The following is a 26,528-nucleotide window of genomic DNA, read 5'->3' as shown; positions in this document are numbered from 1 at the left end:
CTCGCCTTCATGAGCCTGCCATGCAACAGACGCAGCCGTACCACCCGCCCTGAACGCAGGCGCGTCGGTGGCGGCTGGCTGAGCCTGTTCGCCATGTGGATGATCTTTATCGGCCCGCTGATTTCCCAGTCGATGCCGATGGATCATCACGCGGGCATGAGCATGCCGATGGGCATGGCTCTGTCCTCGGAACACGGGCACGCCAGCGACTCGCATCACGGCCACGGCGACGATGGCCAACTGCATGTGATGTGGGAAAAATGCGGCTACTGCAGCCTGCTGTTCAACTGCCCTGCATTACCGCAGACCTTCAGCCCACTCGTTGCCGGGCACGCCCTGCCCGTCACCCTCATCCCTGCGGCAACCCTTCAGGGCCATGCCCGACAGGCCATATTCCCCGGTGCGCGCAGCCGCGCGCCACCGCCTTCGATCAGCGTCTGACCCCCTGCTGCCGCACGGAGCCTGAAGGCTCCGTGCCCACCCATGACTGATCGACTGGAATCACTATGTCCGGCTGCACCCCTGTATTCGCCCCCTCTCTGCGAGGGACATTCGCCGTGTTGTGCGGGTCGCTGCTCGCACCCATGGCCCTGGCCGCCGAACCTGGCCATGAAACGCACGAGCAAGCGCCGCCCGAGCTGAGCCCGACGGTGATCACCGCCATCGCACCCAGCTCGCCCCTGACGGTCGTCACCAACCCCAAAGACCCGCGCCAGCCCGTGCCGGCGAGCGATGGTGCCGATTACCTCAAGACCATCCCTGGTTTTTCAGCCATCCGCGCCGGTGGCACCAACGGTGACCCGGTGCTGCGCGGCATGTTCGGTTCGCGCCTGAACATCCTCACCAACGGTGGTGTGATGCTCGGTGCCTGCCCCAACCGCATGGACGCACCGACCTCTTACATCGCGCCGGAAACCTATGACCGCCTCACCGTTATCAAAGGCCCGCAAAGCGTGATCTGGGGCCCCGGCGGCTCGGCCGGGACCATCCTTTTCGAACGTGAACCGGAAAAATTCGGCACCCTCGGCAGCCGGATCAACGCCAGCCTGTTGGCCGGCTCCAACGGCCGCTTCGACCAGGTGCTCGACGCCGCCGCAGGCAATAGCCAGGCTTATGCGCGCTTCGTCGGCAACCAGTCGCGCTCGGACGACTACCACGACGGCAACGGCGACACCGTGCCTTCGCGCTGGGACAAATGGAACGGCGATGTGACCCTGGGCTGGACGCCCGACCAGGACACCTTGCTCGAACTCACCGCCGGTAAGGGTGACGGCCAGGCCCGCTATGCCGGCCGTGGCATGGACGGCTCGCAGTTCAAGCGCGAAAGCCTGGGCCTGCGCTTTGAAAAGTCCAACCTGGGCGAGGTGCTCGACAAGGTCGAGGCACAGGTCTATTACAACTACGCCGACCACGTAATGGACAACTACAGCCTGCGCACCCCATCGGGCAGCGGCATGATGGGCATGCCCATGGTCAGCAATGTCGACCGCCGCACAATGGGCGCACGCATCAAGGCCACCTGGCGCTGGGCCGACGTGCAACTGATCAGTGGCATCGACGCACAGACCAACGAACATCGCCAGCGTGGCGGCATGGGCGTTGATGCGCACAAGGGCCAGCCCTGGACCAAGGATGCCGACTTCCATAACTATGGGGCCTTTGGTGAACTGACCTGGTACGCCACAGGGGTTGACCGGCTGATCACCGGCGCCCGTCTCGATCGCGCCTCCGCCCGCGACTTCCGGGCTGGCAGCGCTACCGAAGGTGATACCCGCGCCGATACCCTACCCAGCGGTTTCGTGCGTTATGAGCACGACCTCGCGGCGGTGCCGGCCACCACTTACATCGGCCTTGGCCATGCCCAGCGCTTCCCCGACTATTGGGAGCTGTTCTCGCCCAAGCTGGCGCCCTCTGGCGCCGCCAACGCCTTCGACGGCATCAAGCCAGAAAAGACCACCCAGCTCGACTTCGGCATCCAGTACCGCGACGAGCGCCTTGAAGCCTGGGCTTCGGGTTATGTCGGGCAGATCCGCGACTACATCCTGTTCGACTACCGTACCGGCATGATGGGCATGAGCACCTCCCAGGCGCAGAACATCGACGCCCGCATCATGGGTGGCGAACTGGGCGCCGCCTACAAGCTGACGGAAACCTGGAAGGCCGATGCGACCCTGGCCTACGCCTGGGGCAAGAACAGCAGTGACGGCAAGGCACTGCCGCAGATGCCACCACTGGAAAGCCGCATGGGCCTGACCTACAGCCGCGACACCTGGAGCGCCGGGGCCTTGTGGCGGCTGGTGGCTGCACAGAACCGCATCGCCGAAAACCAGGGCAATGTGGTCGGCAAGGACTACGAAAAAAGCGCCGGGTTCGGCGTGTTCTCGCTCAATGGCGCCTACAAGGTGAACAACAACCTCAAGCTCAGCGCAGGCGTCGACAACCTGTTCGACAAAACCTACGCCGAGCACCTGAACCTGGCCGGGAACGCCGGGTTCGGCTACCCGGCTTCCGATCCACAGCCGGTCAACGAACCGGGCAGGACGTTCTGGACCAAGGTCGATTTCAGCTTCTGACAACAACAACGGGCGCAGCCGCTGGTTGCGCCCCTCAGCTGGTCAAACAGGAGGTTCCCATGAGCGGAACACGCGTTTCATTCTACAACCTGGCCTGGCGCTGGCATTTCTATGCGGGGCTGTTCGTCGCCCCGTTCATGATCCTGCTGGCGATTACCGGGATCATCTACCTGTTCAAACCGCAGCTGGACCCACTGCTGTACCGTGACCTGATGGTGGTCGAGGCCAGCCATCACCGCCAGGGCGCCGACGTGATGCTGGCCGAAGTGCGCCAGGCCTACCCCAAAGGCCATGTGGGCCAATATCTGCCACCCATCAATGCCGAGCGCAGCGCGCAGTTCGTGGTGCATGACGGTGGGCGCGAACTGAATGTGTTCGTCAACCCGTATAGCGGCAAGATCCTGGGCGAACAGGATGCCAAGCAGAACCTGCAGGCGGTCGCCCGAGCCCTGCATGGCGAGCTGATGGTCGGTACGCTTGGTGACCGACTGGTGGAACTGGCAGCCGGCTGGGGCATCGTGCTGGTGGTGTCCGGCCTGTACCTGTGGTGGCCGCGCGGGCGCGCCGGCAGTGGCGTGCTGTGGCCACGGCTGTCGGCGCGTGGCCGGCTGCTCTGGCGCGACCTGCACGCGGTCAGCGGCTTCTGGGGCTCGGCCCTGCTGCTGCTGATGCTGCTCAGCGGCATGACCTGGACCGGCCTGTGGGGCAAACAGTACGCCGACCTGTGGAACCGCTTCCCGGCGGCCATGTGGAATGACGTGCCCAAGTCCGATCAACAGGCCGGTGAACTGAACAGCGCCCACCGCCAGACGGTGCCCTGGGCCATGGAAAACACGCCGATGCCGCAGTCCGGTGCGCATGCCGAACATGCCGGGCACCACATGATGTCGAACAGGCCAGCGGCACCTCAGGTGAGCCTGCAGCAGGTACAGGACCTCGCCACCGCGCGCGAGGTGGAACCCGGCTACAGCATCACCGTGCCGACCACTGCCGATGGCGTATTCACCATCGCCGTGTTCGCCGACGACCCGCGCAACGATGCCACCCTGCATGTCGATCAGTACACCGGCAAGGTGCTGGCCGACGTGCGCTGGCAGGACTACAGCCCGGTGGCCCGGGCGACCGAGCTGGGCGTCATGCTGCACGAGGGCAAGATGTTCGGCGTGCTGAACCAGATCATCATTCTGCTGGTGTGCCTGATGATTTTGCTGGGTTCGGTCAGCGGACTGGTGATGTGGTGGAAACGCCGGCCGGCCGGTGGCCTTGGGGTACCGGCACTGCGCCATGACCTGCCGCGCTGGAAGGCAGCTGTCGGGGTGATGCTGGTACTTGGGGTGATCTTCCCGCTGGTGGGGGTGTCGATGGTGGTGATGTGGGTGGTGGACAGCCTGGTGGTAAGGCGCAGGGTGTTGGCCAGCACTTGAGGCCATTGGGGCTGCTGTGCAGCCCTTTCGCGACACAAGGCCGCTCAGACGACCGCGTTGGTCTTGTGTAGCGAAAGGGCCGCACAGCAGCCATCTGCTACTGAAAAGTCGAGTCGATCTGTCGCGCCCCGATTTGGGACGCGCGTGTTAGCCTACGCGGCTTTCACAAAAAGACTGACCCTCAATGGAATGCAGCCAATGACCCGGACCTCTTCCCCTCCTGCTCAAGCGCAGCACCTGCAGCGTAACCTGACCAACCGCCACATCCAGCTGATCGCCATCGGAGGTGCCATCGGCACCGGCCTGTTCATGGGCTCGGGCAAGACCATCAGCCTGGCGGGGCCGTCGATCATCTTCGTCTACATGATCATCGGCTTCATGCTGTTCTTCGTCATGCGCGCCATGGGCGAACTGCTGCTGTCGAACCTCAACTACAAGTCGTTCATCGATTTCTCGGCCGACCTGCTCGGCCCCTGGGCCGGCTACTTCACCGGCTGGACCTACTGGTTCTGCTGGGTGGTCACCGGCATTGCCGACGTGGTCGCCATTGCCGCCTACACACAGTTCTGGTTCCCGGACCTGCCACAGTGGATACCCGCCCTGACCTGCGTTGCAGTACTGCTGTCGCTTAACCTGGTTACCGTGAAGATGTTCGGCGAGATGGAGTTCTGGTTCGCCCTGATCAAGATCGTCGCCATCCTCGGCCTGGTCGCCACCGGCCTGTACATGGTCATCACCGGTTTCGAGTCGCCGAGCGGGCGCACCGCGCAGCTGGCCAACCTGTGGAACGACGGCGGCATGTTCCCCAACGGCCTGATGGGCTTTTTCGCCGGCTTCCAGATTGCCGTGTTCGCCTTCGTCGGCATCGAGCTGGTCGGCACCACCGCCGCCGAAGCCAAGAACCCTGAACGTACCCTGCCAAGGGCGATCAACTCGATCCCGATCCGTATCATCGTGTTCTACGTGCTGGCACTGATCGCGATCATGGCTGTGACCCCATGGCGCGATGTGGTGCCGGGCAAGAGCCCGTTCGTCGAGCTGTTCGTGCTGGCCGGCCTGCCAGCGGCGGCGAGCATCATCAACTTCGTGGTGCTGACCTCGGCGGCCTCGTCGGCCAACAGCGGCGTGTTTTCCACCAGCCGCATGCTCTTCGGCCTGGCCCAGGAAGGCGACGCACCGCGCGCATTCGAAAAACTGTCGAGCCGCGCCGTACCGGCCAACGGCCTGTACTTCTCGTGCACCTGCCTGCTGCTTGGCGCGGTGCTGATCTACATGGTGCCGAACGTGATCGAGGCATTCACCCTGGTCACCACGGTTTCGGCAGTGCTGTTCATGTTTGTCTGGACGCTGATCCTGCTGTCGTACCTGAAGTACCGCAAAACCCGTGCGGCGCTGCACCAGGCATCGACCTACAAGATGCCGGGCGGGCGCTTCATGTGCTACGTGTGCCTGGCGTTCTTCGCCTTTATCCTGGTGCTGCTGAGCCTGGAAGCGGACACCCGCTCTGCGCTGATCGTCACGCCGATCTGGTTCGTGTTGCTGGCCGTCACCTACCAGGGTGTGCGTAGCAAGCGCCATCCGCGGACAGCTGTACGCAACAGCTGATGCACTCCGGGGCTGCCTTGCAGCCCCAATCCTGTGCACACAAACATCTCAGGCACCAACCTGGACCTTGCAAACGCCCCAACACCTCGCACAGCCCTTCTATTACGCACCTTTTGCCGTTCGGCACACCCCTTGCAACAGCCCCCTCCGCTTGGCCAACACAAAAAAACTCAGCGGAGAGAGCACATGAAGCGTCGCAGTCTGATCAAGGCCTTTACCCTCAGCGCATCGATTGCGGCGATGGGCCTTAGCTGGAGCATCCAGGCCGCCGAGACCATCAAGGTCGGCATCCTGCATTCGCTGTCCGGGACCATGGCGATTTCCGAAACATCGCTCAAGGACATGGCGCTGATGACCATCGACGAGATCAACGCCAAGGGCGGGGTCAACGGCAAGATGCTCGAACCGGTGGTGGTCGACCCTGCATCCAACTGGCCACTGTTCGCCGAAAAGAGCCGCCAGTTGCTGACCCAGGACAAGGTCGCGGTGGTGTTCGGCTGCTGGACCTCGGTGTCACGCAAGTCGGTACTGCCCGTGTTCGAAGAGCTCAACGGCTTGCTGTTCTACCCGGTGCAGTACGAAGGTGAAGAGATGTCGCCGAACGTCTTCTACACCGGCGCCGCGCCCAACCAGCAAGCGATCCCGGCCGTGGAATACCTGATGAGCGAAGACGGCGGCAGCGCCAAGCGTTTCTTCCTGCTCGGCACCGACTACGTCTACCCGCGCACCACCAACAAGATCCTGCGCGCCTTCCTGCACAGCAAAGGCGTGGCCGACAAGGATATCGAAGAGGTCTACACGCCGTTCGGCCACGCCGATTACCAGACCATTGTCGCCAACATCAAGAAGTTCTCGGCAGGCGGCAAAACCGCCGTTATCTCCACCGTCAATGGCGACTCCAACGTACCGTTCTACAAGGAGCTGGCCAACCAGGGCCTGAAAGCCACCGACGTACCGGTGGTGGCGTTCTCGGTGGGTGAAGAGGAACTGCGCGGCATCGACACCAAGCCGCTGGTAGGCCACCTCGCCGCCTGGAACTACTTCGAATCGGTGGATAACCCGGTCAACCAGAAGTTCGTCGCCGACTGGAAGGCCTACGCCAAAGCCAAGAACCTGCCGGGTGCCGACAAGGCCGTGACCAACGACCCGATGGAAGCCACTTACGTGGGCATCCACATGTGGGCGCAAGCGGCGGAAAAAGCCAAGTCCACCGATGTCGACAAGGTACGCGAAGCCCTGGGTGGGCAAACCTTCAAGGCACCGTCCGGCTTCACCCTGACCATGGACAAGACCAACCACCACCTGCACAAGCCGGTGATGATCGGCGAAATCCAGGATGACGGGCAGTTCAGCGTGGTCTGGGAAACCGAACAGCCGCTGCGCGCGCAGCCGTGGAGCCCGTTCATTCCGGGCAACGACAAGCGCCCTGACTATGCAGTGAAAGGCAACTGAGTGCACTGGGGCTGCGCTGCAGCCCCTTCGTTGGCAAGCCAGCTTCCACAGGGCCCTGAGAACAGCACCACCCTGTGGGAGCCGGCTTGCCGGCGATGAATCCACCGCCGATTTCCAGGATTGCCCGCATGCTCAGACTCCTCCTCACCCTGCTGCTCCTGCTGCCCCTGGCAACCCAGGCCAGCGAGGGCGAATTCTTCCTCACCGCCAAGCCCGCCGAGCAGGCTCGCCTGCTCGAAGGCTGGGCGGCGCAACCCGACGCCGCGCGCCTGCCGCTGCTGGAAAACCTGCGCCAGGGCCGCATCGCAGCCGATGACACCCGCAAAGTGCGCCTTAACAACCGCCTGCGCGGCCTGATCGATAACGCCCTGGCCAGCCACCAGTTGCTCAGCGACAACAGCGACACTCGCCTGGCCGCCGCCCAGCAACTGCAAAAAAGTGCACAACCGGCGCAAATGGCATTCCTCGACCGGCGCTTTGCCAGCGAACCCGACACTACCGTGCACGCAGCGCTTGGCCTGGCACTGGCCAACCTGCAACTGGGCGCCAGCGAGCCAGCCGTGCGCCTGGCGGCGGTACGCCTGCTCGGCGAAACCGGCGACCCGCTGGCCCGCACCCGCCTGGAGGCCTTGCTGCAACCCGATGTGGAAACCGACGCAGGCGTGCGCACTGCCGCTGAAACAAGCCTGGCGCAGGTCAAGCGCAAGCTGCTGTTCGGTGAGCTGCTCGGCCAGGCTTTCAGCGGCCTGTCGCTGGGTTCGATCCTGCTGCTGGCGGCCCTTGGCCTGGCGATCACCTTCGGGCTGCTGGGCGTGATCAACATGGCCCACGGTGAGATGCTCATGCTCGGTGCTTACAGCACCTACATGGTCCAGGTGCTGCTGCAGCGCTACGCGCCAGGCGCAATCGAGTTCTACCCGCTGATTGCCCTGCCAGTGGCCTTCGCCGTCAGCGCCGGGGTGGGCATGGCCCTGGAGCGCACGGTGATCCGCCACCTCTACGGCCGCCCGCTGGAAACCCTGCTGGCGACCTGGGGCATCAGCCTGATGCTGATCCAGGCCATCCGCCTGCTGTTCGGCGCGCAGAACGTCGAGGTCAGCAACCCGGCTTGGCTGTCTGGTGGCATCCAGCTGCTGCCCAACCTGGTGCTGCCCTACAACCGCCTGGTGATCATTGCCTTCGCCCTGGCGGTGGTACTGCTGACCTGGCTGCTGCTCAACCGCACGCGGCTGGGCCTGAACGTACGTGCGGTCACCCAGAATCGCAACATGGCTGCCTGCTGTGGTGTGTCCACCGGGCGGGTGGACATGCTCGCCTTCGGCCTGGGCTCGGGCATCGCCGGGCTTGGTGGTGTAGCGCTGAGCCAGGTCGGCAACGTCGGCCCGGACCTTGGCCAGAGCTACATCATCGACTCGTTCCTGGTAGTGGTGCTCGGCGGTGTCGGGCAACTGGCCGGTAGCCTCTGGGCCGCCTTCGGCCTAGGGATAGCCAACAAGCTACTGGAGCCCCAAATCGGCGCGGTGCTTGGCAAGATCCTCATCCTTGCGTTGATCATTCTGTTCATCCAGAAGCGCCCGCAAGGCCTGTTCGCCCTCAAGGGACGGGTAATCGACTGATGAACCAGCCACTGCTTGTCACCGCTTCGCAAAAAGCCGGGCCGCGCCTGTCGCTGGCCATCGGTACCGTCGTCGTCCTGCTGTTGCTGGCCATGGCGCTGCTGTCGTTGCTGCCGCCCGACCATGCCTTGCAGGTCTCGGCCTACACACTCACCCTGGTCGGCAAGATCCTCTGCTACGCCATCGTCGCTCTGGCCCTGGACCTGGTCTGGGGCTACGCAGGGCTGCTGTCGCTCGGCCACGGGCTGTTCTTCGCCCTCGGTGGTTACGCCATGGGCATGTACCTGATGCGCCAGGCCGCCGGTGACGGCCTGCCGGGGTTCATGACATTCCTGTCGTGGAGCGAACTGCCGTGGTACTGGGCCGGTACCCAGCACTTTGCCTGGGCCCTGTGCCTGGTGGTGCTGGCACCTGGCCTGCTGGCACTGGTGTTTGGCTTCTTCGCCTTCCGCTCGCGGATCAAGGGCGTGTATTTCTCGATCATGACCCAGGCCCTGACCTTCGCCGGCATGCTGCTGTTCTTCCGCAACGAGACAGGGTTTGGCGGCAACAACGGTTTCACCAGTTTCCGCACGATTCTGGGCTTCGACATTGCCTCCCAAGGCACCCGCGCCGTGCTGTTCCTGCTGACCGTAGGTTTGCTGCTGGCAAGCCTGTACCTGTGCTGGCGCCTGACCCAGAGCAAGTTCGGCCGCCTGCTCACCGCCGTACGCGATGCAGAAAACCGCATGATGTTCTGTGGCTATGACCCACGGGGCTTCAAGCTGCTGGTGTGGGTATTGAGCGCCGTGCTGTGCGGCCTGGCAGGTGCGCTGTATGTGCCACAGGTGGGCATCATCAACCCCAGCGAGATGTCGCCGACCAACTCCATCGAGGCTGCTGTCTGGGTAGCCTTGGGCGGGCGCGGCACACTGATCGGCCCGCTGCTGGGCGCGGGCCTGGTCAACGGCATGAAAAGCTGGTTCACCGTGGCCTTCCCCGAGTTCTGGCTGTTCTTCCTCGGCGCATTGTTCATCCTCGTCACCCTCTACCTGCCCAAGGGCGTGGTCGGCCTGTTGAAGAAAAGGAGCCAGCCATGAAAGGCGTGCCCCCAGTGCATCCGGAATTCATGCTCGAACCGGTATTCGACAACCTTGGCAGCGGCCGTGACGCCATCGGCCTGGGCAGCCGCCGTGAAGCGGGGCTGGATACCCGTCACGGCACGGTGCTGAGCCTGGAAGGCATCAGCGTCAGCTTCGATGGTTTCAAGGCACTCAATGCCCTGAACCTGTACATCGGTGTGGGGGAGTTGCGCTGCATCATCGGCCCCAACGGTGCCGGCAAGACCACCATGATGGACGTGATTACCGGCAAGACGCGCCCCGACACCGGCAGTGCCTTCTTCGGCGATACCCTGGACCTGACCCGCATGAGCGAATACCAGATCGCCCAGGCCGGCATTGGCCGCAAGTTCCAGAAGCCCACGGTGTTCGAAGCACTGACCGTGTTCGAGAACCTTGAGCTGGCACTGAAAACCGATAAGTCAGTCTGGGCCTGCCTGACGGCACGCTTGAGCGGTGAGCAACAGCAACGCATCGAAGAGGTGCTGACCACCTTGCGCCTGCTACCCCTGGCCCAGCGCCAGGCAGGCCTGCTGTCACATGGGCAGAAACAGTTCCTCGAGATCGGCATGTTGCTGGTACAGGAGCCGCAACTGCTACTGCTCGACGAGCCGGTGGCCGGCATGACCGATGCCGAAACCGAGTTCACCGCTGAGCTGTTCAAAGGCCTGGCCGGCAAGCATTCGCTGATGGTGGTGGAGCACGACATGGGGTTTGTCGGCAGCATTGCCGACCATGTGACCGTGCTGCACCAGGGCAGCGTACTGGCAGAGGGGTCGCTGGAGCAGGTGCAAGCGGATGAGCGGGTGGTCGAGGTTTATCTAGGGCGCTGACGCGCCTCAAGTGGCATGCCTCAAGCCGCAAGCAGTAGCCGTGCGCTCCCTCTTGCCGCTTGAAGCTTGAAGCTTGTAGCTGACAAGAACGAGGAATTGAAAGTGCTTGAAGTCAGTGAATTGCACCAGTACTACGGCGGCAGCCACATCCTGCGCGGCCTGTCCTTCGAAGCCAAGGTCGGTGAAGTCACCTGCCTGCTCGGGCGCAACGGCGTGGGCAAGACCACCCTGCTGCGCTGCCTGATGGGCCTGGTGCCGCCACGCGAAGGCCGCGTCGAATGGGAAGGCAAGCCGATCACCACGCTCAAGCCACAGCAACGGGTACACGCAGGCATCGCCTATGTGCCCCAGGGGCGTGAGATATTCGCGCGGCTCAGCGTCGAGGAAAACCTGCTGATGGGCCTGTCGCGCTTCCCGGCGCGCGAGGCCCGTGAGGTGCCTGCGTTCATCTACGAACTGTTCCCGGTGCTGGAACAGATGAAGCAACGCCGCGGCGGTGACCTGTCCGGCGGCCAGCAGCAACAGCTAGCCATCGGTCGCGCCCTGGCCAGCCGGCCACGCCTGCTGATCCTCGACGAACCCACCGAAGGCATTCAGCCATCGGTCATCAAGGAGATCGGTGCGGTCATCCGCCGCCTGGCAGAGCGTGGCGACATGGCCATCCTGCTGGTGGAGCAGTTCTATGACTTTGCCGAGGAGCTGGCCGACCAGTATCTGGTCATGGCCCGTGGCGAAATCATCCAGCGCGGGCGCGGTGAAAACATGCAGGCCGAAGGTGTGCGTGGGCTGGTAACCATTTAATCTGCAGCCCTCGACCTTGTGAGACGCAGCAATGAGCCACGAAATTCGCGATGCCCTGCCCGCCGACGTGCCGGGCATCCTCGACATCTATAACGACGCGGTGCGCAACACCACGGCGATCTGGAACGATACGCCGGTGGACCTGGGCAACCGAGAGGCCTGGTTCGAGGCCCGGGCGCAACAGGGCTATCCGATTCTGGTGGCAGTGGATCACAGCGGTGTGCTGGGCTATGCGTCTTTTGGCGATTGGCGGCCGTTCGAGGGTTTTCGCAATACCGTGGAGCATTCGGTGTATATCCGTGGCGATCAGCGCGGCAAGGGCCTGGGGCCGCAATTGATGGCAGCACTGATCGCGCGCGCGCGGGGGTGTGGCAAGCATGTGATGGTCGCGGCCATCGAGAGTGGCAATGCCGCGTCGGTACGCCTGCATGAGCGTCTGGGCTTCGTGGTGACCGGGCAGATGCCCCAGGTGGGGGTGAAGTTCGGGCGCTGGCTGGATTTGACTTTCATGCAGCTGGTGCTCGACCCGGGGGCAGAGCCGGCCTGAGTTTTTTGCTGATTGCAGTGGCCCCATCGCCAGCAAGCCGGCGCTGGGGCCACTGCAGTCGACATCACATCTGGGTAAACCTGCCCAGCCGCTGTTTCAGCATGCTGTTCTCACTGCGCAACTGCTGCACTTCCTGCAACAGCTCCAGCGCCAGCGCCACCCCTTCCCACTCCAGTTCCAGCTCCTGGTGCAGCTTTGCCGCACGCCTGGCCAGCAGCGGCGCCTGATCATCGAACAACCATTCCTCCGGCGTTCGCCCCGAAGGTTCAACGATGCCGTGCTCGACGATCTCGACCACGTAGTCGGCCGTGATATCGGCCTCCTGGCAAAGCGTGCGCATGTCCAGTTGAACGATCAGGGTGCTGCTCATGATCACTTACTCCATTGTGTCCTCGGATTGAACGCCGCCTTATCGGAAAGCTGGGTCCACAATTGGCGGGTAGAGGCGTCGGATGCCGGCGGCATGACTACCTTGAGCTGGGCGTAGAGGTTGCCGCGCTCACCCTGCTTGTTCGCCAGGCCTTTGCCAGGCACACGCAGGCGCTGGCCGCTCTGGCTGTCGGGGCGGATGGTCAGGTTGATCTTGCCGTCCAGGGTCGGCACCGCCACCTTGGTGCCCAATGCGGCCTCCCACGGTGCCAGTGGCACAGTGATGATCAGGTCCTGGCCCTCGACATCGAACAGCGGGTGCGGTGCCATGCGGATGGTCAGGAACAGGTCGCCGTTGGCACCACCAGCGCTGCCCGGTGCACCTTGGCCCTTGAGGCGGATGCGCTCACCGTCGCTCACGCCGGCCGGGATCTTCACATTCAGGGTCTTGGTGGTGAACCCGGTACGCTGGCCGGCGGCGTTGGTCTGCGGCACCTGGAAGCTGATCTGCTTGGACTCCTTGCTCAGGGTTTCCTCAAGGAAGATCGCCAATTCCAGTTCCACATCCTGCCCTCGCCTGCCGGCACTGCGTTGTTGCCGAGCGCCGCCAAAGGGGTTGGGACCCCGTGCGCCGAAGATCGAGCTGAAGAAGTCGGAGAAATCACCACCCTCGAAACCACCGCCCGCACCGCCACGGTTCTCCCAGCCCGGTGGGGCCTGGAATGGCCGACCATGCTGGCCGCCGTACTTGCGGATCTCGTCGAACTCGGCGCGTTTCTGGGCGTCGCCAAGTACCTCGTAGGCCTCATTGGCCTCCTTGAATTTCTCCTCGGCGTCGCGCTCCTTGCTGACGTCAGGGTGATACTTGCGCGCCAGCTTGCGGTACGCGGCCTTGATCGCCTTCTCGTCCGCCGTGGGCTCTACGCCGAGTATCTTGTAGTAGTCTTTGAAGTCCATCTATGGATCACCAATGTGAATTTTCGTGTTGCATCTGAAGATAAGGGTCAAGCATAGCCTTTCAAGGTGCGCTTGGCTTTGCTTCAAGGCAGACGACCGGTCTTGATTCTCTGGCCAAGTGGCATAAACTGCGCGGCCGTTTTGCCTCCGGAAGCCCTTTTCCCATGTCTGACGTATCCCCGGCCCGTGCCCTTGGCATCGACTTCGGCACCTCCAACTCCACGGTCGGCTGGCACCGCCCCGGGGTCGAGTCGCTGATAGCCCTGGAAGACGGCAAGATCACCCTGCCCTCGGTGGTTTTCTTCAATATCGAAGAGCGCCGCCCTGTGTATGGCCGGCTGGCACTGCACGAGTACCTGGAAGGCTACGAAGGCCGCCTGATGCGCTCGCTCAAGAGCCTGCTGGGCTCCAAGCTGATCAAGCACGACACCAGCGTGCTGGGCAGCGCCTTGCCATTCAAGGACCTGCTGGGCATGTTCATCGGCGAACTGAAAAAGCGTGCCGAAACCGCCGCCGACCGCAGTTTCGATCAGGTGGTACTGGGCCGCCCGGTGTTTTTCGTCGACGAAGACCCGGCCGCCGACCAGGAGGCCGAAGATACCCTGGCCGACGTGGCCCGCAAGATCGGCTTCAAGGACGTGTCGTTCCAGTACGAACCGATTGCCGCCGCGTTCGACTACGAGTCAGGTATCAGCCGTGAAGAGCTGGTACTGATCGTGGATATCGGCGGGGGTACCTCGGACTTTACCCTGATACGCCTGTCACCCGAGCGTCACCAGGTGGCCGAGCGCCAGAGCGACATCCTCGCCACTGGCGGCGTGCACATCGGTGGTACCGACTTCGACAAGCAGTTGAGCCTGCAGGGCGTGATGCCGCTGTTCGGTTACGGCAGCCGGATGAAGAGCGGTGCGCTGATGCCTACCAGCTACCACCTCAACCTGGCCACCTGGCACACCATCAACGCCCTGTACTCGCAGAAGTCGCAACTGGCGTTGGGCAGCATGCGCTATGACATCGAGGACACCCTGGGCATCGACCGTCTGTTCAAGCTGATCGAGCAACGGGCCGGGCACTGGCTGGCGATGGAGGTCGAGGCCAGCAAGATTGAGCTGACCGACCAAGAAAGCCGCCGTATCGACCTCGGCCGCGTCGAGCGCGAATTGGGCGTGGACCTTACCCGTGCGGTGTTCGAAGGCGCGATCGAAGGGCTGCTGGAGCGGGTGCGTGGCAGCGTCACCGAGCTGCTGGCCAAGGCCGGTGTAAGCGAAGGTCAGGTGGACACGGTGTTCTTCACCGGTGGTTCCAGCGGCATTCCGGCGCTGCGTAACAGTGTGGCGGCGATGCTGCCGAACGCGCGGCATGTGGAAGGCAACATCTTCGGCAGCATCGGCAGCGGGCTGGCGATCGAAGCACGCAAGCGTTACGGGTGAGCTGCAAGCTGCAAGCTATAAGCCGATTGGCGATGGAGGCCCACCGCGTTCGGCTTTATCTTGCAGCTTGTAGCTCGAAGCTTGCAGCTCTCAAACCAGCTCAGCCCGCTTCAGCTCGCTCTTCATGTACGCATAGTACACCGGCCCCGCTACCACCCCAGGCAACCCGAACGCCGCCTCGAACACCAGCATCGCCAGCAACAGCTCCCAGGCCTTGGCACTGATCTGCCCCCCCACGATCCGCGCGTTGAGGAAGTACTCGACCTTGTGGATAACGATCAGATACCCCAGCGCGGCCGCAGCCACCCAGATCGACAGCGACATGCCAACAATCGTGATCAGGGTGTTGGACATCAGGTTGCCGATCACCGGCAACAGCCCGAGCAGGAAGGTCAGCACGATCAGCGTCTTGGTCAGCGGCAGGTGCACACCGAACAGTGGCAGCACCACGGCAAGGAAAATACCGGTGAACACGGTGTTGAGCAGCGAGATCTTGATCTGCGCGAAGACGATGTTGCGAAACGCCTGCACCAGCAGGCTCAGGCGCTCGAACAAGGCGGCTGCCAGCGGTTTGCGCCGGGAAATGTCGGGGATGCGCTGCAGGGCGATGATGGCGCCGAGAATCATGCCGATCAGCAGCGTCACGAACATGTGCGCCATGCCCTTGCCTACCAGTTGCAGGTCGCTGAGGTGGCTCTTGACCCAGTCCCCGATGGCCACCTTGAACTCTGCGGCACTGGCCGGCAGGTAGGCCTCGATGAACGGCGGCAACTGGCCACGGGCACGCTCGAACAGGGCCATGAACTTGTCCAGCGAGGCGCCGGGGTTCTCTGCCTCGTGCAGCAAGAAGCTGAACGCGCCGGCGATCAGCAAGGTCAGTGTACTGACCACCAGGGTACCCAGCAGCGCCACCGCCAGCCAACGTGCGCGTTGCCCGGCAATGATCGGCTGCAGGCGTGGCGTGAGCATGTTGACCAGCTCGAACACCAGCAGCCCGGCCAGCAGGCTGGGTAACAATTTCAGGGGGAGCGCCAGCAGCAGGCCGGCAAATACGATGATCCAGCTGGCCAGGGTGACCTGGCGGGGGGTGAAAGTCATACAGCCTCAACGGCAGACAACGGAAAAGAACCGCAGTCTGCCAGCCTTCGTCCTACAGGCATAGGCGCAGGTCATTTCTTCTTGAGGCAGTCACTCATGTAGGCCTTGCGCTCGTCGCCCTTGAGCGCCTGGGCGCTGGCGTCAGCGTTGCAGATCTTCATCTTTTCCTGCTGGGTGGGCGGTACGCTTTTCTTCAGGCAGGTGCTCATGAAGGCTTTGCGCTCATCGCCCTTGAGCGCCTTGGCAGAAGCGTCGGCATTGCACGAGGTCATCTTTTCCTGTTGAGCGGTGGCAGCGAATCCCTGCGCACTGAACATAACAGCCAACGCCAGCAATGGCATGTGCAGCATCTTCATGGAGTGGTCTCCTTGTCTCCCGCGCCCGATGCACGGTGTCGCATGTGAGTGTAGACAACACATTTTACACACCCGTCCGCGCTTGCCGCCGGTACTGCTCCGGCGTGCAATGGGCCTGACGCTGGAACATGGCGATGAATGCCGAGGCGCTGCTGTAGCCCAGGTCGAAGGCGATGGCCTGTATCGGCAAGCCGGCCTCCAGCGCTTCGATGGCCCGCAAAAACCTCAGGCGCAAGCGCCACTCACCAAAGCTGATGCCCAGCTCGCGCAGAAATTGCCGCGCCAGGGTGCGCTCGCTGACATGCACCCGCGCCGCCCAGTCCGCCAACGGGCGGTTGTCACCAGGTTCGGCGCCGAGGGCATCGAGCACCTGGCGCAGGCCCTCGCTCCGAGCGAAGGGCAAGTAGCAGGTCTGGGTGGGTGCCAGCAGCAACTGATCGAGCAGCACCTGCACCAGGCGCTGGTCGCGTTCGTCCTGAGCCACCTTGACGTCGCGGCGGGCGAAGTCGCCGAGGATAGCCTTGAGGATATCGCTGATCACCAGGCTGCACGGCTGCTGCGGCAGCCCGGCGCACAGGCTGCGGTCCAGATAGACCGAGCGGTAAACGATGGCCTGAGGGTTGTAGCAACCATGCTGGGTATCCGGCGGCACCCAGACGGCGTAATGCGGGGGTGACAGAAAACGCTGGCCATCGACATCCAGGTGCATGACGCCATGGGCGGTGTAGTTGAGCTGGCCCCAGGTGTGGCGATGGGGCGGGCTGTGAGTGTCGGCGCCAAATTCGTCGTGGCGCAGATACACAGGCGCAGGGAGTTGGTCGAATTGGGGGATGTCGAGGTATTTGCGGCGCATGCTGTCTGCTTCAAGGGGCAGGTTGTCTGGATAGGAGTATAGGCTTGCTGACAGACACCCGATAATACCGGGCCACACTACAACCTCTGTGTGCTAGCGCAAACGCGCCCACAGAGGCTAGTAAGCATCCGAGAGCCGTTGCGTCATGAATTATCTGTACCCCCTTACCGCTATCCTCATCTGGGCCGGCAACACCGTGGTCACCAAGCTGTCAGCAGGTGCCATCCACCCTGCCGAGATCGGCTTCTACCGCTGGCTGCTCGCGGGGCTGCTGTTCACCCCGTTCCTGCTGCCGGCCGTGTGGCGCAACCGCGCGGCCATCCGTGCGCACCTGGCCAGAATCTTCGTCCTTGGCGTGCTCGGCATGGCCCTGTACCAAAGCCTCGCCTACTTCGCGGCCAGCATCACCAGCGCTACCAACATGGGCATCATTCTCTCGCTGATGCCCTTGATGTCGCTGGCCCTGTCCATCGCGTGGCTCGGGCAGCGGCTGAGCTACGGTGCGCTGACAGGCGCGGTGGTGTCGTTCATCGGCGTGCTGGAAGTCGTCTCCGCCGGCCAGCCCGGCATCTTGCTGGAGCAAGGCCTGAACCGCGGTGACCTGCTGATGCTGGTGGCCACCCTGGCCTACGCGCTGTACAGCTTCCTGCTGAAGAAATGGCAGCTGCGCCTGCCGCCCTTGCAGCTGCTGTACCTGCAGGTGCTGGTGGCAATCATTGTCTTGCTGCCACTGTTCCTGCTTTCGGACAAGACCGGCCTGAACGTGCATAACGTGGGCCTGGTGCTGTACGCCTGTGTGCTGGCCTCGATGGTCGCGCCGCTGGTGTGGATGCAGGCCGTGCACCGCCTGGGGCCAAGCCGCACCACGCTGTTCTTCAACCTGCTGCCGCTGGTGACCGCGCTGATCGCAGCCGCAGTGCTCGACGAGCAACTGGCCAGCTACCACCTGATCGGCGGCTTGCTGACCCTGGCCGGGGTGGTCCTCGCCGAACGCTGGACCACCCCCGTGCGCCGCAGCGCTACAGCCCCGCAGCCTTGAGGCGGGCGGCGTGCTCGGTGAACAGCCGCACCGGCTCGGCGCCCTTGCCCACGGCGCCGAGCGACTGGTTGACGATGTCCAGGTGATCGAGCGGGTAGTCATCACCGATCACCTGCCCCAAGTGTGAACTGAAGCGCCCGACCATACCGTCACACTGGCCCTTTTCCTTGACGAAACTGCGGGCGAACAGGCGGCAGAAGCGGTTGCTGCCGTCAAAGCGGTTACGCCCCTGGTCGGTGATACCCGGCTGCAAGGTGCCTGACCACGAATAGTAACGCACGCCGTTGACCTCTCCCGCGCCCTCACCGCCCCAGGTGTCGGGCAGGCCCTGTGGATAAGCCTGGTTGAACAGCGCTACGCCGGCGCTGGTCAGCGACTGGTGCGAGGCATGCACGTCGATAGGCAATGAGTCGCGGCGCCAGCCGGTTTCCAACCACCCCAGCAGCACCGCCAGGCCATGCAAAACAGCCCTGAGGATGCGCCCTTGGGGTGAATCGCCCGGCGCTGTGCGAGCCAGGTGGTCGGCCAGTTCCGAGCCATGGTTGGGGCCGGCTACCGAAGTCACCGAGGCCACCCGGCCAGGCCGCTTGGCTGCGGCATAACGCGCGCTCAGGGCGCCTTGGCTATGGCCGATCAGGTTGACCTTGTCAGCACCGGTGCGCTGGCAGATGTCTTCGATGATTGCCAGCAACTGCTCACCACGCACTTCGCTGGAGTGCAAGGGCGATACCTGCACGGGGAACACCTGCGCCCCGCCCTTGCGCAAGGCCGGCACGATGCCGAACCAATAGGGATAGAGCAATGCCCTGACAAAGCCGAGCATGCCCGGTACCAGCACCAACGGGTATCGCGTAGCCAATTCCTGCTGCATGGGCCCAGCCCCTTTTGCGTGGACGTTCGGCCAACACTACAGCGGCATGAATGACCATCGCAATCGAACTCCTGACGCGCCGTGCGGTTCCAAACCAGAACAGACCCTTGAGCAAGGAGCGGGACCATGTACAAACAGACCCTGGCAATCCTTCTGGCAAGCGCGACCCTGGCCGCCTGTGGCAGCCGCCCGGAAAACCCGGTGGACTACGTCACCTACCGCGACGAGCCGCTGGTCAAGCAAGTCGAAAACGGCATGACCATGCAGAAAGTCATCGCCATCGGCGGCAGCCCATCGAATGCGATCGACCTGCCGCACGGAGGCACCTGCAACGACTACATCCTCAACCGCGATGGCCATCAGCAGCCTTACTACGTGCGCTTCGATGCCACCGGCCATGTCGATGCCAAGGGCTTCAAGACGTGCAAACAACGAGAAGAGGACAGCGAAGCCGTACACGGCGCGTGAGCCTGCGCAACACCTTGACCACCCGTCCTGATTTGTCTGGAGAAAACCATGAGCAACGTTGAACTGACCGATGTGCAAACCCTGCGCAAGCGTGCCCGTGAGCACGTCGAGCAAGGCGCGGTGACCGAGGGTTACCACGCCGACCGCCAGGAAATCCTGCGCCTGCTCAATGAGTCGCTGGCCACCGAGCTTGTCTGCGTACTGCGCTACAAGCGTCATTACTTCATGGCCAGCGGGATCAAGGCGAGCGTGGCTGCCGAGGAGTTTCTCGAGCATGCCAACCAGGAAGCCGAACACGCCGACAAGCTTGCCGAGCGCATCGTGCAACTGGGTGGCGAGCCGGACTTCAACCCGGACAACCTGACCAAGAATTCCCATGCCCAGTACGTAGCAGGCAACTCGTTGAAGGAGATGGTGCTGGAGGACTTGGTGGCCGAACGCATCGCGATCGACAGCTACCGCGAGATCATTCAGTACATTGGCGACAAAGACCCGACTACGCGTCGCATCTTCGAGGACATCCTGGCTCAGGAAGAAGAACACGCAGACGACATGTCCGATCTGCTGCAAGGCTTGTAATCGCCAGGGGCCGCTTTGCGGCCCCGGTTCACTTATTGCTTGCCCTTCACCTCAGCCGGCGCCTTGCCGGCTTTCATCTGCTGCAGCAACGGCGTGCACTGGTTGGGCTCATCGCCACTGCTTGGCGCCACCAGCGCCAGCAGCCCCGCCGCAGGCCCTGCAACTACCCCCAGTGCCACCATGCCCACGCCGCGCAATGCCAGCGGCACTGCCTGCACGCCCGCACCGGGCTTGGCGAACGGCCCGCGGACATACAGCGGCGAACGCAGCGAGAACAGCCGCAAGCCTTTCGATTCAGGAGTGATCTCAAGGTCCAGCTGCTCGCTGGCGAAGTTAGCCGTGCCGTTGACGTAGATGATCGCGTTCTCGGTATCGAATATGAACAGGCGCGTGCTCGCCAGCCCGTCCTTGATACCAACATCAGCTGCTGCGCAGTTGATCTGCACATCCTCATCGCCAAACAGCTTGCCGATCACGTAGTTGCCCACGTTCAACCCGGCAATCTCCATCAGGCTGCGGCTGATCGCACCATCGTTGATCAGCATGCGCAGGTCACCATTGGCCGTGCCCAGCAGGGCTGCCACCGAGTTGCCGCGGCCGCTGATATCGGCATCGCCGTTGAGCTCGCCGAAGCTGGTCTGCATCGGCGCAAAGGTGGGGAACAGCTGCTTGAGCTTGAAGCCACGCGCAGTCAGCCGAGCGCGCCCCTGCAACGGTACGCTGCGGCCATCCAGGCGTATCCTGGAGGCCAGGTTGCCACCGGCCACCCCGAAGCGCAGCGGCTCCAGGCGCAGCAGGCCGTCATCGAGAATTACATGGGCAGAGAGGTCTTTGAACGGCAATTGCTCACTGTGGACGATTCGTTTGCCGGCAAACTCGACGTCGGCGTCCATGGTGCGCCAGCGATCAGTGCGGAACTCCTCCACTGGCAGCACCTTGCCGGCAGGCTGCTTGCTGGCGCCCCCGCGGGCTTTCTGCTCGGCGTTGGAGTCGGCACCGATCAGCGGTGCCAAGTCTTTGAACAACAACTGGTTGGAGACCAGCTTGCCAGATAGCTTAGGCCGCGGCTGGCTGGCGACGAACGCCAGGTCGCCGTGGATGTCACTGTTGCCGATCTTGCCGTTGAATCCTTCGTAGTTGAACGTCGCACCTTCGGCCGCCTGCAGGTTGGCCTTCAGGTGACCATCGGTTTCGTAGGCTGGTGTGTCTGGCAGGGTCACCCCCGTCAGCGGATAAAGGTTACCCAAACTGGCGCCTGACAAGCGCAGGCGAAGATCCAGCGCCCCCAGGTTGCGTGGGTCGGTCAGGGTGCCTGCGAGCACTACGTGGGTATCGGCAACGCGCACGTCGGCCTGCAACGGAAATGGCTGGCTGGCGTCCTGCAGCGCCAGCAGGCCACCAATCTTGCCAGTACCGGAGACTGGCTGCCCCTTGTAACGGCCCTGGGCCTTGAGCCCGAAGGCATAGTCCTGAGCGCCGCCGGCCTTGTCGGCACTTGCCTTACCCACGATCTCGCTGAACGGTATGGGTTTGCCCAGCGGATCTATCTGTACCTTCATGCTGGTTTTCAGGGTCTGGTCGTCGAAGCTGACATTACCTTGGTCAAAACCGATGGCACCGATATCCAGCTGCCACTTGGAGGGCTGCGCATTCTCATCCTTGGGGCCGAAGTCGAAGGTCCAGTTGGCGCGGCCATCGGCCAGGCGAGTAAGGCTGGCGGTGGGTTTGACCAGGTCGATGCGCGGGATGACGATCTGCTGGAATACCAGCGGCAGCGGCGCCAGTCGAAATTCCACACGCTCCAGGCCGACCATCTTCGGCTCCTTCAGCCACTCGGGATTGCCTAGGACCAGGTCCTCGGCAATGAAGTGCGGCCACGGTACCCAGGCGCGCCACCCGCCTTCTTCCGGCTCAGTGCGCCAGTGCACCGCCAGGTTACCGTTGATCGCGAACGGCCGGTGCAACGCTTCGGAGACTTTCTCGTTAAGCAATGGCTTGACCCGGTTCCAGTCGAAGGTGGCGATCACAACCACCAGTATCGCCAGCAAGGTCAGCAGGCTGGTAAGGGTCCAGACGAGGATTCTGGCGGGACGCGTCATTGCGTTATTCTCCTGACGGCTTGGGGCAAAACGGGCGCAACGATCGCACTCAATATCTCCGACTGATGAAAGCCCCCAGGGTTTTATCCATGAAGCCCATGATGGTGAAGTTTTCTTGCCTACCTGCTCAGCTTTTTATCACATGATGCCTTGAAACACCTGCGTTAGAGCCTTGACACCGCGCTATCAATACCATCGATTGTTACCATTACCCGTATGAACTTCTCTCTGGCGTTGCCGAGCGTAGCATTGGCTTCGTACCCACTTTCCAGCCCCCGAGAGGAGCACCGAAATCATGAAACGCCAATTGCTGACCCTGACGCTGTCCATTCTTGCTGCCAACGCCTTCGCCGTTCCAGCTGCCGATCAGCACCTGACCGCCGAATCGCGCTCCAGCGCTGTTGAAATGGCCCAACCGCTGAAAACCGTTGCCGAAGGTGGTGCCGAGCGTCTGATCGAACGCACTGGCCGTGTTGCCGAAGGCGGTTCGGATCGCCTGATCGAGCGCACTGGCCGTGTTGCCGAGGGTGGTTCGGATCGTCTGATCGAGCGCACCGGCCGCGTTGCCGAGGGTGGTTCGGATCGTCTGATCGAGCGCACCGGCCGCGTTGCCGAGGGTGGTTCGGATCGCCTGATCGAGCGCACCGGCCGCGTTGCCGAAGGCGGTTCGGATCGCCTGATCGAAATCAGCCGTGTGAGCTGATCTCCATGGCCGAAAACAACAACCTGCATCAAAGTGCCTACCCACCTCCCAGCCCGGTCAATTGACCGGGCTTTGTTTTCAGGTAACACCGCCCCGCGCAACTGGTAATTCTGCTAGTTCCACATCGCCCATCGCCATTGCTAGGTTACTGAAGGTATGGCTACGGAGCGTTCAAATGAGAAACCCGGCAACCGATCTGATAGCACTCAGGCCTGACTGGCTGGACGAAAGACTGCTGGCGCTCATCGCCCGGCCGATCGAGAACAGCGAAGAGGCCAAACGAACCTTCATTGAACTGTTGGCGCAGCCAAGCCTGCAGGGCGATGCATTGCTTGCCGATCTGCCTAAGTTGCTTCGGTTTCATACAACCTGTGCCATGCATGACGGTGCTCTGGCATCGATGATCTCGATTCACTACAACTTGTGCATGGGCTCGATCAAATCGATGGGCAATGACAGTGACTATGTGCGCAGCCTGTACAAGCAGTTGAACGAAGGCACGGCAATCGGTGTATACCTCGCCACGGAACTGGGGTATGGCAGCAATCTTTTCTCACTGGAAACAGAAGCACGCTATTGCCCCGAGCGACAGATATTCGTGCTTGATTCGCCCAGCCGCCAATCCTACAAGTTCATGCCAAACAGCACGCATAGCCCCTTGCCCAAGATTGCAGTGGTGATGGCGCGCCTGATGGTCAACGACAAGTTCATCGGTATCTTGCCGTTTCTTGTGCCACTGCATGCGGGCGACACGGCCTTCCCCGGTGTTCGTATTACTGCACTGGGCCACAAACCAGGGATGCACCTGGACAATGCCATGACCTCGTTCGAAAACGTTGAACTCCCTTACGAGGCGCTCTTGCAACGAGGCACCATCGAACTGGACCGCGATGGGCAACTGCGCACGCTGGCCACTACACGCAGCCAACGCTTCATGCGCTCCATCGAACGTGTCCAGTCCGGCAAGCTGTGCATGGCCAGTTGCGCCCTGGCGGTGGCGATGGCCGGCTTGCATATCAATTACACCTACGCGCAGAAACGTCAGACTTTCAGCCCGGGCGGTCCGGTCAACTTGCTTGCCCATCCCACCTATCGCCACCCCCTGGCCATTGATGTCGTGACCAACCTAGTTCATGCCGCGTGGCTTGAACAGATCGTCGCCGGGCACGGCAAGGATGCGCTCAAGCCTTTAGCGCCTGACGTACTCAACGAAGTGGCAATTCTCAAGGCAGTTTCAACCTGGGCCAGCCAGGACATTCTGGTGCGCTGCCGTGAACGTTGTGGCGCACAAGGCATGTTCGCTGCGAACAAGATCATCGGTTACCTGTTGAACAATAACGGCGCGATCACTGCCGAAGGCGAAAATCTGGTGATCATGCTCAAGGCCGCTGCCTACTTCATGAAACACGCGGCCCCAGCCAGCGCGCACGCAGTGAAGGGCAAAAAGCGCCAGCGTCTGCTCGAACACCTCGACACCTGTATCGACCTCATCCGCTCAGGCATTGCCGACAAGCGTGACCGGTTCTTGCAAAGCGAGGACATGCTGCTGCTGGCCAAGCTGCTGGGGGTACGCATGGCCAGTGTGCGCTACCTGGCCCATATCGATGAAAGCCCACTGGATGGCGTTATCCTCGATGTGTTTCTGCTCAGCCAGTTAGAGCAACACGCTGTGGCGCTGGTACGGACCCAGGCAGCATCCTCCAGGCAGATCAGGAACTGGGCAAACCGCAAACAAGCACTGCTGGTGCAGCATGCACCCTTGATTCTGGAGCGGTTGAAACGCATGGACATGAGAATGTTGGAGGTGCCGATCAGCAGCGACAGCTACATCGAGCATTACGCTTCCCGCCACCACGACGGGCAGGCAGCGTGAAACCTTTTTTTGACTTTTGTCCATGAGCCAATAAAGTGCAGGTTTCCTTCGCGATCAATGGCCTGACATGCTGCCGCGCGCCGAACAGAAGCTACAGACTCGCCAGGCCCTGCTCGACGCGGCCTGCCAGCTCATGGAAAGTGGCCGTGGTTTCGGCAGCATCAGCCTGCGCGAAGTGGCCAAGGCCGCCGGCATCGTGCCCACCGGGTTCTATCGGCACTTCACCGACATGGACGCCCTGGGCCTGGCCCTGGTGGCCGAGGTCGATGACACCTTCCGTCAGACCATCCGCCTGGTGCGGCAGAACGAGTTCGAACTCGGCGGTATCACCGACGCCTCGGTACGCATCTTCCTCGACGTGGTAGCCGCCCACCGGGCCCAGTTCCTGTTCCTGGCCCGCGAGCAGTACGGCGGCTCGCAGGCGGTGCGCCAGGCCATCGGCCGCCTGCGCCAAGGTATCAGCAACGACCTGGCTACCGACCTTGCGCGAATGAAACGCTGGCAGCATCTGAACGGAGCAGCGCTGGCGGTGATTGCCGACCTGGTGGTGAAGACCGTGTTCGCCACCCTGCCGGAACTGATCGACAACCCTGAACAAGGTTATCCACAGGCGCTGAGTGCACGGGACAAGATCACCCAGCAGTTGCGCTTCATCTTCGTCGGTGCGCGGCATTGGCAGGGTTTGGGTAATCCGGGCTGAAGCGCACTTCTGCTACCATGGCGCACTGCCGATTGTGACGAGCGCATTCATGTCCGACCCCCGCCCCACTCCAGCCGAACTGGCCCGCTTCAACCAGCACTTCGCCGAACGCATCGTGCCAGTGTGGCTGGGCCCCGGCTGGAATCCCGAAATGGCCCTGCCCTACGAGGCGCTGGATGCTACGCACCGCCCGCTGCCAGTGCAGCGCTACCGGGCGATGGCCTGCGCGCGTCAGTTGTACCTGTTCAGCAGCCGTATCGAGCAACCGGGAGCGGCAGAGCGGGCCGCAGCCCTGTTTCGCTCGCTGCAGCGGCATTTCCACGACGCCGAACATGGTGGCTGGTTCTACAGCATCGATGCCCAAGGCAAACCGCTGGACCGGCGCAAAGACCTCTACACCCACGCATTCATCGTGTTTGCCTGCGCTCATTACTGGGGAAAAGTCCGCGAAAGCCTGGTGGAATCGGCGCTCAATGCTGCCCTCGAGATCGTCAGCGAGCAGTTTGCCCGCGATGACGGCCTTTACGAAGCGAGCCTCGGTGAAGACTGGTCCGACCTCGGCAGCGGCCCGCTGCAAAACCCACAGATGCACCTGGCCGAAGCCTTCCTGCAGGTTCTCGCCGTGCGTGCAGATCAAGGTGTGCAACAGGCACTGCTGCAACTGTGCCAAGCCCTGCAGACGCACTTCATCGAACCGCAACATGGCCTGATGCTGGAAAAACCCCGCGGTGCTGTGGATAACTGGTTCGAGCCGGGGCACCAGTTCGAGTGGTTCTACCTGCTGCATACCTCGGCACTGCTGCGCGGTACGCCGCTGCATGCGTCCATCGACCGCGCATTCACTTACGCCGAGCAGTGCGGAGTGAAGGATGCTGCCGTGCTGGCGATGCTGGCTGTGGATGGCCAGGTGATCGATGCGACCCAGCGCATCTGGGCACAGGCGGAGTACCTGCGGGCGCTGGCCTTGCGGTCAGGGAGTGAAGTGAAGGTGGCTGAACAGTTGCAGGCAATGGAACAGCGCTTCCTGCACGATGGTGGCTGGTATGAGTGCCGCGATGGTGAAGGTGCGGTCAGCCGCCATGACATGCCTTCGACTACGCCCTATCACCTGGCGACTTGCCTGGAAGGCTTGCACCGGCTGAACTGACGCAATTGCCGGCAAACTGGCTTCCACAGAGCAAG

General features: G+C 62.6%; 25 protein-coding genes. 18 read left to right on the top strand and 7 right to left on the bottom strand.

Annotated features, from left to right (window positions below):
- Positions 1-9 precede the first annotated feature (9 nt).
- From EGJ09_RS19620 to EGJ09_RS19575, 10 genes are all read left to right on the top strand, one after another.
- Complete coding sequence (locus EGJ09_RS19620) at positions 10-441, top strand: DUF2946 domain-containing protein (protein WP_046787831.1); 432 nt, start codon at positions 10-12, stop codon at positions 439-441.
- Positions 442-506: 65 nt separating this feature from the next.
- A complete protein-coding gene (locus tag EGJ09_RS19615; protein ID WP_125924587.1) occupies positions 507-2,573 on the top strand; it encodes a TonB-dependent copper receptor in 2,067 nt (688 codons plus the stop codon).
- Positions 2,574-2,632: 59 nt separating this feature from the next.
- Positions 2,633-3,997 carry a PepSY domain-containing protein gene (locus tag EGJ09_RS19610; RefSeq protein WP_125924586.1) on the top strand — a complete coding sequence of 455 codons (1,365 nt, stop codon included), beginning with the start codon at positions 2,633-2,635 and terminating at the stop codon, positions 3,995-3,997.
- Between the two features lie 198 nt (positions 3,998-4,195).
- Positions 4,196-5,602, top strand: a complete 1,407-nt coding sequence (gene cycA, locus EGJ09_RS19605) for a D-serine/D-alanine/glycine transporter (RefSeq protein WP_012316431.1) — start codon at positions 4,196-4,198, stop codon at positions 5,600-5,602.
- Between the two features lie 186 nt (positions 5,603-5,788).
- Positions 5,789-7,054, top strand: a complete 1,266-nt coding sequence (gene urtA, locus EGJ09_RS19600) for an urea ABC transporter substrate-binding protein (RefSeq protein ID WP_012316432.1) — start codon at positions 5,789-5,791, stop codon at positions 7,052-7,054.
- A 95-nt stretch (positions 7,055-7,149) separates the two neighbouring features.
- Complete coding sequence (gene urtB / locus EGJ09_RS19595) at positions 7,150-8,670, top strand: urea ABC transporter permease subunit UrtB (protein WP_371316838.1); 1,521 nt, start codon at positions 7,150-7,152, stop codon at positions 8,668-8,670.
- Complete coding sequence (gene urtC, locus EGJ09_RS19590; protein ID WP_115273785.1) at positions 8,670-9,749, top strand: urea ABC transporter permease subunit UrtC; 1,080 nt, start codon at positions 8,670-8,672, stop codon at positions 9,747-9,749. Before urtB ends, urtC begins: the two co-directional genes overlap by 1 nt.
- Positions 9,746-10,603, top strand: coding sequence for an urea ABC transporter ATP-binding protein UrtD (urtD, locus tag EGJ09_RS19585; RefSeq protein ID WP_069974045.1), 858 nt, complete (start codon positions 9,746-9,748; stop codon positions 10,601-10,603). The genes urtC and urtD overlap by 4 nt, the downstream gene beginning before the upstream one ends.
- A gap of 102 nt (positions 10,604-10,705) precedes the next feature.
- Positions 10,706-11,404: an urea ABC transporter ATP-binding subunit UrtE gene (gene urtE, locus EGJ09_RS19580; RefSeq protein WP_046787876.1), complete on the top strand. Its 699-nt coding sequence runs from the start codon at positions 10,706-10,708 to the stop codon at positions 11,402-11,404.
- Between the two features lie 31 nt (positions 11,405-11,435).
- On the top strand, positions 11,436-11,951 hold the full coding sequence (locus EGJ09_RS19575; RefSeq protein WP_125924584.1) for a GNAT family N-acetyltransferase: 516 nt from the start codon (positions 11,436-11,438) through the stop codon (positions 11,949-11,951).
- 64 nt (positions 11,952-12,015) lie between these two features.
- Here EGJ09_RS19575 and EGJ09_RS19570 read toward each other — a convergent pair whose 3' ends face one another.
- Positions 12,016-12,321 (bottom strand): chaperone modulator CbpM, encoded by a 306-nt coding sequence (locus tag EGJ09_RS19570; RefSeq protein WP_012316438.1) that lies wholly within the window; start codon positions 12,319-12,321, stop codon positions 12,016-12,018.
- Between the two features lie 2 nt (positions 12,322-12,323).
- Positions 12,324-13,277 (bottom strand): curved DNA-binding protein, encoded by a 954-nt coding sequence (gene cbpA, locus EGJ09_RS19565; protein ID WP_125924583.1) that lies wholly within the window; start codon positions 13,275-13,277, stop codon positions 12,324-12,326.
- 164 nt (positions 13,278-13,441) lie between these two features.
- Here cbpA and EGJ09_RS19560 point away from each other — a divergent pair, with 164 nt between their 5' ends.
- Positions 13,442-14,707, top strand: coding sequence for an Hsp70 family protein (locus EGJ09_RS19560; protein ID WP_125924582.1), 1,266 nt, complete (start codon positions 13,442-13,444; stop codon positions 14,705-14,707).
- Between the two features lie 90 nt (positions 14,708-14,797).
- Here the strand turns inward: EGJ09_RS19560 and EGJ09_RS19555 are convergent, their stop codons facing one another.
- The 3 genes from EGJ09_RS19555 to EGJ09_RS19545 all read right to left on the bottom strand — a co-directional run bounded on the left by EGJ09_RS19555 (position 14,798) and on the right by EGJ09_RS19545 (position 17,014).
- Positions 14,798-15,805 carry an AI-2E family transporter gene (locus EGJ09_RS19555; RefSeq protein WP_046787823.1) on the bottom strand — a complete coding sequence of 336 codons (1,008 nt, stop codon included), beginning with the start codon at positions 15,803-15,805 and terminating at the stop codon, positions 14,798-14,800.
- A gap of 71 nt (positions 15,806-15,876) precedes the next feature.
- The gene (locus EGJ09_RS19550; protein ID WP_046787822.1) at positions 15,877-16,161 is read right to left on the bottom strand and encodes a PsiF family protein; all 285 of its coding nucleotides are present in this window, start codon (positions 16,159-16,161) and stop codon (positions 15,877-15,879) included.
- Between the two features lie 64 nt (positions 16,162-16,225).
- Complete coding sequence (locus EGJ09_RS19545; protein WP_125924581.1) at positions 16,226-17,014, bottom strand: helix-turn-helix transcriptional regulator; 789 nt, start codon at positions 17,012-17,014, stop codon at positions 16,226-16,228.
- A gap of 145 nt (positions 17,015-17,159) precedes the next feature.
- Between EGJ09_RS19545 and EGJ09_RS19540 the strand changes: the two genes are divergently transcribed.
- The gene (locus EGJ09_RS19540; RefSeq protein ID WP_046787820.1) at positions 17,160-18,053 is read left to right on the top strand and encodes a DMT family transporter; all 894 of its coding nucleotides are present in this window, start codon (positions 17,160-17,162) and stop codon (positions 18,051-18,053) included.
- On the opposite strand, the gene EGJ09_RS19535 is transcribed toward EGJ09_RS19540, so the two are convergent.
- Positions 18,034-18,924, bottom strand: a complete 891-nt coding sequence (locus tag EGJ09_RS19535; RefSeq protein WP_125924580.1) for a triacylglycerol lipase — start codon at positions 18,922-18,924, stop codon at positions 18,034-18,036. The genes EGJ09_RS19540 and EGJ09_RS19535 overlap by 20 nt on opposite strands.
- A 126-nt stretch (positions 18,925-19,050) precedes the next feature.
- On the opposite strand from EGJ09_RS19535, the gene osmE reads away from it, so the two are divergent.
- Positions 19,051-19,392, top strand: coding sequence for an osmotically-inducible lipoprotein OsmE (osmE, locus tag EGJ09_RS19530; RefSeq protein ID WP_046787818.1), 342 nt, complete (start codon positions 19,051-19,053; stop codon positions 19,390-19,392).
- A gap of 48 nt (positions 19,393-19,440) precedes the next feature.
- Complete coding sequence (locus tag EGJ09_RS19525) at positions 19,441-19,971, top strand: bacterioferritin (protein ID WP_012316447.1); 531 nt, start codon at positions 19,441-19,443, stop codon at positions 19,969-19,971.
- Positions 19,972-20,003: 32 nt separating this feature from the next.
- Here the strand turns inward: EGJ09_RS19525 and EGJ09_RS19520 are convergent, their stop codons facing one another.
- Complete coding sequence (locus EGJ09_RS19520; protein ID WP_125924579.1) at positions 20,004-22,070, bottom strand: AsmA family protein; 2,067 nt, start codon at positions 22,068-22,070, stop codon at positions 20,004-20,006.
- 295 nt (positions 22,071-22,365) lie between these two features.
- On the opposite strand from EGJ09_RS19520, the gene EGJ09_RS19515 reads away from it, so the two are divergent.
- The 4 genes from EGJ09_RS19515 (at position 22,366) to EGJ09_RS19500 (ending at position 26,493) form a co-directional block, all read left to right on the top strand.
- A complete protein-coding gene (locus tag EGJ09_RS19515) occupies positions 22,366-22,773 on the top strand; it encodes a phage infection protein (RefSeq protein WP_125924578.1) in 408 nt (135 codons plus the stop codon).
- A gap of 175 nt (positions 22,774-22,948) precedes the next feature.
- Positions 22,949-24,646, top strand: coding sequence for a hypothetical protein (locus EGJ09_RS19510; protein ID WP_125924577.1), 1,698 nt, complete (start codon positions 22,949-22,951; stop codon positions 24,644-24,646).
- A 67-nt stretch (positions 24,647-24,713) separates the two neighbouring features.
- The gene (locus tag EGJ09_RS19505; RefSeq protein ID WP_046787815.1) at positions 24,714-25,346 is read left to right on the top strand and encodes a TetR family transcriptional regulator; all 633 of its coding nucleotides are present in this window, start codon (positions 24,714-24,716) and stop codon (positions 25,344-25,346) included.
- A 49-nt stretch (positions 25,347-25,395) separates the two neighbouring features.
- Positions 25,396-26,493 (top strand): AGE family epimerase/isomerase, encoded by a 1,098-nt coding sequence (locus tag EGJ09_RS19500; protein ID WP_125924576.1) that lies wholly within the window; start codon positions 25,396-25,398, stop codon positions 26,491-26,493.
- Positions 26,494-26,528 lie beyond the last annotated feature (35 nt).

Origin of the sequence: Pseudomonas sp. p106 (assembly GCF_003936645.1) — a bacterium.
GTDB classification, from domain to species: domain Bacteria; phylum Pseudomonadota; class Gammaproteobacteria; order Pseudomonadales; family Pseudomonadaceae; genus Aquipseudomonas; species Aquipseudomonas putida_E.
This window is presented reverse-complemented; position numbering and strand designations above follow the sequence as displayed.

Bases quoted from the DNA above. Each gene is read 5' to 3' on its own strand.
- EGJ09_RS19620 (WP_046787831.1), top strand. From the start codon at position 10: ATGAGCCTGCCATGCAACAGACGCAGCCGTACCACCCGCCCTGAACGC.
- EGJ09_RS19615 (WP_125924587.1), top strand. From the start codon at position 507: ATGTCCGGCTGCACCCCTGTATTCGCCCCCTCTCTGCGAGGGACATTC.
- EGJ09_RS19610 (WP_125924586.1), top strand. From the start codon at position 2,633: ATGAGCGGAACACGCGTTTCATTCTACAACCTGGCCTGGCGCTGGCAT.
- cycA (WP_012316431.1), top strand. From the start codon at position 4,196: ATGACCCGGACCTCTTCCCCTCCTGCTCAAGCGCAGCACCTGCAGCGT.
- urtA (WP_012316432.1), top strand. From the start codon at position 5,789: ATGAAGCGTCGCAGTCTGATCAAGGCCTTTACCCTCAGCGCATCGATT.
- urtB (WP_371316838.1), top strand. From the start codon at position 7,150: ATGAATCCACCGCCGATTTCCAGGATTGCCCGCATGCTCAGACTCCTC.
- urtC (WP_115273785.1), top strand. From the start codon at position 8,670: ATGAACCAGCCACTGCTTGTCACCGCTTCGCAAAAAGCCGGGCCGCGC.
- urtD (WP_069974045.1), top strand. From the start codon at position 9,746: ATGAAAGGCGTGCCCCCAGTGCATCCGGAATTCATGCTCGAACCGGTA.
- EGJ09_RS19575 (WP_125924584.1), top strand. From the start codon at position 11,436: ATGAGCCACGAAATTCGCGATGCCCTGCCCGCCGACGTGCCGGGCATC.
- EGJ09_RS19570 (WP_012316438.1), bottom strand. From the start codon at position 12,321: ATGAGCAGCACCCTGATCGTTCAACTGGACATGCGCACGCTTTGCCAG.
- cbpA (WP_125924583.1), bottom strand. From the start codon at position 13,277: ATGGACTTCAAAGACTACTACAAGATACTCGGCGTAGAGCCCACGGCG.
- EGJ09_RS19560 (WP_125924582.1), top strand. From the start codon at position 13,442: ATGTCTGACGTATCCCCGGCCCGTGCCCTTGGCATCGACTTCGGCACC.
- EGJ09_RS19555 (WP_046787823.1), bottom strand. From the start codon at position 15,805: ATGACTTTCACCCCCCGCCAGGTCACCCTGGCCAGCTGGATCATCGTA.
- EGJ09_RS19550 (WP_046787822.1), bottom strand. From the start codon at position 16,161: ATGAAGATGCTGCACATGCCATTGCTGGCGTTGGCTGTTATGTTCAGT.
- EGJ09_RS19545 (WP_125924581.1), bottom strand. From the start codon at position 17,014: ATGCGCCGCAAATACCTCGACATCCCCCAATTCGACCAACTCCCTGCG.
- EGJ09_RS19540 (WP_046787820.1), top strand. From the start codon at position 17,160: ATGAATTATCTGTACCCCCTTACCGCTATCCTCATCTGGGCCGGCAAC.
- EGJ09_RS19535 (WP_125924580.1), bottom strand. From the start codon at position 18,924: ATGCAGCAGGAATTGGCTACGCGATACCCGTTGGTGCTGGTACCGGGC.
- osmE (WP_046787818.1), top strand. From the start codon at position 19,051: ATGTACAAACAGACCCTGGCAATCCTTCTGGCAAGCGCGACCCTGGCC.
- EGJ09_RS19525 (WP_012316447.1), top strand. From the start codon at position 19,441: ATGAGCAACGTTGAACTGACCGATGTGCAAACCCTGCGCAAGCGTGCC.
- EGJ09_RS19520 (WP_125924579.1), bottom strand. From the start codon at position 22,070: ATGACGCGTCCCGCCAGAATCCTCGTCTGGACCCTTACCAGCCTGCTG.
- EGJ09_RS19515 (WP_125924578.1), top strand. From the start codon at position 22,366: ATGAAACGCCAATTGCTGACCCTGACGCTGTCCATTCTTGCTGCCAAC.
- EGJ09_RS19510 (WP_125924577.1), top strand. From the start codon at position 22,949: ATGAGAAACCCGGCAACCGATCTGATAGCACTCAGGCCTGACTGGCTG.
- EGJ09_RS19505 (WP_046787815.1), top strand. From the start codon at position 24,714: ATGCTGCCGCGCGCCGAACAGAAGCTACAGACTCGCCAGGCCCTGCTC.
- EGJ09_RS19500 (WP_125924576.1), top strand. From the start codon at position 25,396: ATGTCCGACCCCCGCCCCACTCCAGCCGAACTGGCCCGCTTCAACCAG.